This window comes from Gammaproteobacteria bacterium, assembly GCA_036381015.1.
Lineage (GTDB): Bacteria > Pseudomonadota > Gammaproteobacteria > Steroidobacterales > Rariloculaceae > ZC4RG20.
The window spans coordinates 1-5502 of the sequence record DASVDR010000042.1; the positions used below are offsets into that span (position 1 = coordinate 1).

At 70.3% G+C, this 5502-nt stretch carries 3 protein-coding genes and 3 pseudogenes; 2 read left to right on the forward strand and 4 right to left on the reverse strand.

Going from position 1 to position 5502, the window contains the following annotated elements; translation table 11 throughout:
- Positions 1–155: 155 nt before the first annotated feature.
- From VF329_14355 to VF329_14365, 3 genes and pseudogenes are all read right to left on the reverse strand, one after another.
- Positions 156–1585, reverse strand: a pseudogene (locus tag VF329_14355) (ATP-binding protein).
- A pseudogene (locus tag VF329_14360) lies at positions 1554–1841 on the reverse strand (response regulator). The pseudogenes VF329_14355 and VF329_14360 overlap by 32 nt, the downstream one beginning before the upstream one ends.
- A 26-nt stretch (positions 1842–1867) precedes the next feature.
- A complete protein-coding gene (locus tag VF329_14365; protein ID HEX7082188.1) occupies positions 1868–1996 on the reverse strand; it encodes a hypothetical protein in 129 nt (42 codons plus the stop codon).
- Positions 1997–2010: 14 nt separating this feature from the next.
- On the opposite strand from VF329_14365, the pseudogene VF329_14370 reads away from it, so the two are divergent.
- Positions 2011–2433: pseudogene (locus VF329_14370) on the forward strand (transposase).
- A gap of 38 nt (positions 2434–2471) precedes the next feature.
- Here VF329_14370 and VF329_14375 read toward each other — a convergent pair.
- On the reverse strand, positions 2472–4901 hold the full coding sequence (locus tag VF329_14375; protein ID HEX7082189.1) for an ABC transporter permease: 2430 nt from the start codon (positions 4899–4901) through the stop codon (positions 2472–2474).
- Between the two features lie 241 nt (positions 4902–5142).
- Here VF329_14375 and VF329_14380 point away from each other — a divergent pair.
- The coding region (locus VF329_14380) for a DUF6152 family protein (GenBank protein HEX7082190.1) at positions 5143–5502 on the forward strand (360 nt) is incomplete at its 3' end.

The following is a 5502-nucleotide window of genomic DNA, read 5'->3' on the forward strand; positions in this document are numbered from 1 at the left end:
ATCCGTGCTGCGTGGACTACACGGTCGGCTTCGACGAGCTCGGTCGGCCGGTGAGCCTCGACACCGAGCTCGACGAGTGGCTGCCGACGGTGCCGTCGATCGGCTTTCTCCTGGAGTTTTGACCAACGAGGAGCGACGACTCCCTCGCTGTCGCGCTAGCGACCACCCGAGCTTCCCCGCCCCGGCGATTCCGGGCCGACGACGCGCACGGCCAGGCCACCGAGCCGCGCCGAGCGCTCCACGTGCACCTCGAAGCCATGCACCTCCGCGATGCGGCGGACGATCGACCCGCCGAGCCCGCTGCCGCTCTGGTCGGTGCCGGCGCGCCGAAAGAAGCGCTGTCCGAGCTTCTGCCGATCGGTCTCCGCGAGCCCAGGCCCGCTGTCCTCGACGCCGAGCACCGCGCGGCCGTCCTCGCGGCGCACGCCGACGATGATGCGCGCCCCGGGAGGGCTGTAGCGCACGGCGCTGTCGACGAGATTGCGTATCAGGACGGCGAGCAGCACCTCGCTGCCCGTCACCTCGCACGGCTCCGGGGCTTCGAGCTCCAACGTCTGCCGCTTCGCGAGCGCCGCGGGCGCGAGCTCGGCCGTGACACGCCGTGCGACGGCGCCGACGTCGACGGTCTCGGCGCGCGGTGTATCGAGCGCTTCCAGCCGTGAGAGCGTGAGCAGCTGGTCCATCAGGTGGGCGGCCCGATCGCAGCCCTCGATCGTCTTGCGGAGCGCCTGCGCGCGCGGCGTCGTCGGTTTCGGCGAGCGCGACCTGGGCCTGCGCGCGGATCGCGGCGATCGGCGTGCGCAGCTCGTGCGCAGCTCGTGCGCAGCTCGTGCGCGGCATCGGCCGTGAAGCGGCGCTCCGATTCGAGCAGCACCCCGATGCGTCCGAGCAGGGCGTTCAATGCATCGATCGTCGAGCCGATCTCGGCGGGCGCATCGGCCAGGGAGACGGGATGCAGATCGCGCGGTTGCCGCGCCGCGAGCGCGAGGCCGAGCCGACGCAACGGCTCGACTCCGCGGTGCACCGCCCCCCAAGCGGCTAGCGCGAGCAGCGGAAGCGCGATGGCCATGGGCAACAGCACGCTGCGTAACACCGCCAGCAGGATCGCGCCGCGGGAGGCCAGCGCCTCGCCCACGTACACCCGCACGTCGCGTTCGGCGCCCCGGGCCGCGAAGACGCGCCATTCCTCGCCCGCCATCCGCAGCGTCGCAAAGCCGCCCTCGATTCGCGCATTCGCGCCGAGCATCGGCTCCGCGGGCACATTGGAGGAGCGCAAGACCAGCCGGCCCTCGTCGAAGACTTGGAACGCGACCCGCGGCGCGTAGTCGTGCAGGGCAGGCGCGTCGATTCGGCGGTCGTGGTCGGGCTCGTCGTCGTCCTCGATCTCGCCGGCCTGCTGCGCGACGAGCAGCGCGGCCGCCTGCGCGAGGTGGCCGTCGAGCAACGCGTCGAGCTCGCGGCGCGCGTCGTACCAGATCGCTGCCACCGCGGCCGCCCACACGACCACCACCACCGTGAGCAGCAGCGCGAGCAGCCGACCTTGCAGCGAGCGCGTCGGCGCCGAGGTCGAGTCCCAGGACTCGATCGTGCACCGCGTCGCGCGCGGTGAGAACGAGAACAGGAACTTTCACGCCGGCGCGCCGGGCCTGCGCGAGCACCTCGAGCCCATCCTTGCGGGGCAGGCCGAGGTCGAGCACGACGGCCGCGTGCTCCTCGGCGCGCAGCTCCCGCTCGGCGCTCTCGCCGTCCCGCACCCAGTCGACCTGGAATCCGAGCTGGCGGAGGCCCGCGCGGATGCCGTCGCCGAGCAGCGGATCGTCTTCGACGAGCAGCACGCGCATGCCGCGATTATCGCGCTTGCCGGCCCTCAGTCGTCATCGAAATTACTGCCGCGGGAGACTGCCGTGGCCGTGACGGCGGACGGCGAGAGATCGAGGCCGGACGGCGCACCGCGCCACTCGAGCCACCAGAAGCCGAGGACGGCGAGCAGGATCAACAGGGCGATGCCGCAGGCCGACGGTCGCCACCGAGCGGTTGTCGCTGACCGAGGGTGGGCTCGTGCGCTGCGCACTGAAAACGCCGTATCGGGATGGCACGACGCACGTGATCTTCGAGCCCGAGGACTTTATTGCCAGGCTCGCCGCGCTGGTGCCCAAGCCCCGCGCGAACTTAACTCGCTGTCACGGCGTGTTCGCTCCGGCGAGCCCGGATCGGTCCCGGATCGTGCCCGGGACGCGGGCGGCTGCTGCCAAAGAGGCCAGGGCGTGCGGCGAGCCATCGGCCAGCGACCGACAACGGGCGATGACCTGGGCGCAGCGCCTCAAGCGCGTGTTCGCCATCGACATAGAGATTTGCCGAAGATGCGGCGGGAAGCTCCGGGTGATCGCCAGCATCGAGGATTCGGCCGTGATTGAGCGGATTCTCGAGCACCTCGGCCGCGATGCAGCGCCCGTCGATGCTGCACACCCGGCCTATTCGGCCTTGAGCACCGCCTGCGGATCGATGCGCGTCGCGCGCCGCGCCGGCAGATACCCGGCGAGCGCGCCCGTCCCGATCAGCAGCGTCGCGACGGCGACGTACGTGACCGGGTCGAGCGCCGTGACGCCGAAGAGCAAAGATTCCATGAGCCGCGTCAGCAGCGCCGCGCCGCCCAAGCCGAGCGCGACACCGGCACCCACGAGCCGGAGCAGGTGGCCGAGCAGCATGCGCCCGATGTGGCCGTCGCGCGCGCCGAGCGCGACGCGGATTCCGATCTCGCGGGTGCGTTGCGCGAGCACGTAGCTCAAGACGCCGTAGATGCCGACGAGCCCGAGCACGAGCGCCATAGCGCCCGCGATGCCGACGAGCAGCAGCGTCAGCGACGTTCGCGCCATCGATCGGCCGTAGAGCTCGCCGAGCGTCACGACGCTGCCGAGCGGCAGGTTGGCGTTCACGGACCAAACGGCCTGCTCCACCTCGCGCAGAAAGCCGGGCGTGCCCGCGCGGTCGCTGCGCACGGCGAACTGTACGGCGCGCATCACGAACTGCGCGACACTCTCGCTCGCCGTCAGGTAGAGGGCATCGGGCGCCGGCTGATCGACGCCGTGCATCCGCACGTCGCCGACGACGCCGACGATCTCGAGCCAGGGCGTGCTCGGCGCGCGGCGCAGGCGTTTGCCGAGTGCGGCAGCCGGCGAGCCCCACTCGCGGCGCGCGAAGGTCTCCGAGACGAGCGCCACTTGCTGCATTCCGTAGTGGTCGCTCCACTCGAACGAGCGGCCGGCCAGGAGCGGCGTGCCGATCGCCGAGAAATATCCGGGCGACGCATAGCGGAACACCGGGCTCACGGGCGGCGCGTCGGGCTTGTCCTCGAGCGAGAACGGCCCCGTGGGTCCGAATTGACCGAGCAGCTGGCGCGTAGAGAAGCCCACGGCTTCGACGCCGGGAATCTCGGCGAGGCGGTCGACGATGTCGTTCTCGAGCCGCAGGGCTTGCCGAAAATCGGGCACTTCACGCTGCGGAATGAAAATGCGGAACATCTGAACCGAGTGCGGCTCCGTGAAGCCCGGATCGACGTCGCGCAACGACTGAAACGTGCGGATCATCAACCCGGATCCGACCAGCAGCACGAGCGCGAGCGCTACCTGCACGACGACGAGCGCGTTGCGCACGCGCTGCCGTTCGCGGCTCGCGCTGCTCGTGCGGCCCGCTCCGCCGAGCCGGCTCGGCACCGGAGCGCCGGCGTGCTTGAGGACCGAGACCAGCCCGAAGGCGAGCCCCGCGGCCAGCGAGATCGCGGGCACGAAGGCGAGCACGGTTCCATCGATCGACACTTCGAGCACGGCGGGCAGATTGTCGCCGGCGACGGAGAGCAACAGCGGCAAGGCGATCGCCGCAAAGACCAGGCCCACGACGCCGCCGCCGATGCCGAGCAGCACGCTTTCGGCGAGCAAGCCGCGTCCGATACGCGCCCGGCCGGCGCCGAGCGCCGCGCGAATCGCAAGCTCCCGACCGCGAATCTCCGTGCGCACGAGCTGGAGATTCGCGACGTTCGCGCACGCGACGAGCAGCAGCATCGCGATCGTGCCCATGAGCACCCAGAGCACCTCGTCCAGGTCGCCGACGATGTCGTCCTTCAGCGTGCGCAGGTTCGGGCCGATCTGCATCGCTTCGACGGCGGCGCGCGTCAAGCCCGGCACGATCGGATGGCTGTCGAGGTAGATGGGGATCATCCGCGCGACGTCGGCGGAGGCTTCCTCGAGCGTCACCCCTTCCTTGAGCCTCGCGACGCCGCGCTCGCCGCTCGACGGCACGAACGGTGCGCTGCCGACCAGGAGATCCGGTGTCACGATCGCCGGAGGCGGCTGCGTGAACCGGAAGTCCGGAGGGAGCACGCCCACGATCTCGCGCGGAACGCCGTCCACGACCAGCGTCTGCCCGAGCGCGTTTTCCGCGCCGCCGAAGCGGCGTTGCCAGTACGCATATGAAAGAATCACCGTTCCGGCGGCGCCGCGTTCGCCGTCGGCTGCCGTGAACGCGCGGCCGAGCAAGGGCTGCACGCCGAGCGTCGCGAGCAGCTCGTAAGTGACCATGAGCCGCGGCACCTCCTCGGGCTCGCCGGCGCCCGTGACGGCGGCGGTGTTCTCGTGCCAGAGCGCGACGGACTCGAATGTGGTGCTGTGCTCGCGATAGGTGAGATAGAAAGCCGGTGACGCGGCCATCTCGGTGGAGTCACGCGACCGGTGCACGAGGGCGATGAGCCGGTCCGATTCGGGAAACGGCAGCGGCTTCAGCAGAATGCCGTTGACGACGCTGAAGATGGCGATCGTCGCTCCGATCGCGACGCCGAGCGTCAGCACGGTGGTCAACGTGAATCCAGGCGCCCGGAACAACCGGCGAACCGTTTGCCGCAGCTCGGCCATCGTGCCTCCCCTACGTGCGCTGTCTCGAGCGTGGGTAGCAACGTGCGTGCCACGCAGCCGCCGATAGCTAACTTATTGTTCGAATGGAAATTCTTCGGCTCCGACGCGGAGCCATGCGTCCCGCAAACGGACTGCGGGTGTCGCTTCCGGGACGGCGTGCGCGTTCGATTCGACGCGGCCTGCTGGTATGCTGACCGCGCTCGGGAGAAGCACGGCGCGCGCCGTGCGCGGGGGAGCAGCAATGAGAACAGCGGCGATCGGAGCGCTCGTCGCGGCGTTGCTCGCGGCGACGGCGGCGTCCGCCCATCATGGGTTCGGCACGTTCGCCATGAACGAGGACATCGAGTTGAGCGGCGTCATCACCGATCTCGACTTCGTCAATCCGCACTCGTGGCTGCACTTCGACGTGACCACCGGGAGCGGCGAGAAAGCTTCGTACCGTTGCGAGCTGCGCTCGGCGACCACGCTGCGGCGCTCGGGCTGGACGCCGGAGATGTTCGCGCCCGGCACCCGCATCACGATCCAAGGCTCGCCCGACCGGTACGACGAGCATGCGTGCTACGTGAGCACGCTGATCTTCGCCGACGGCACCCAGCTCGAC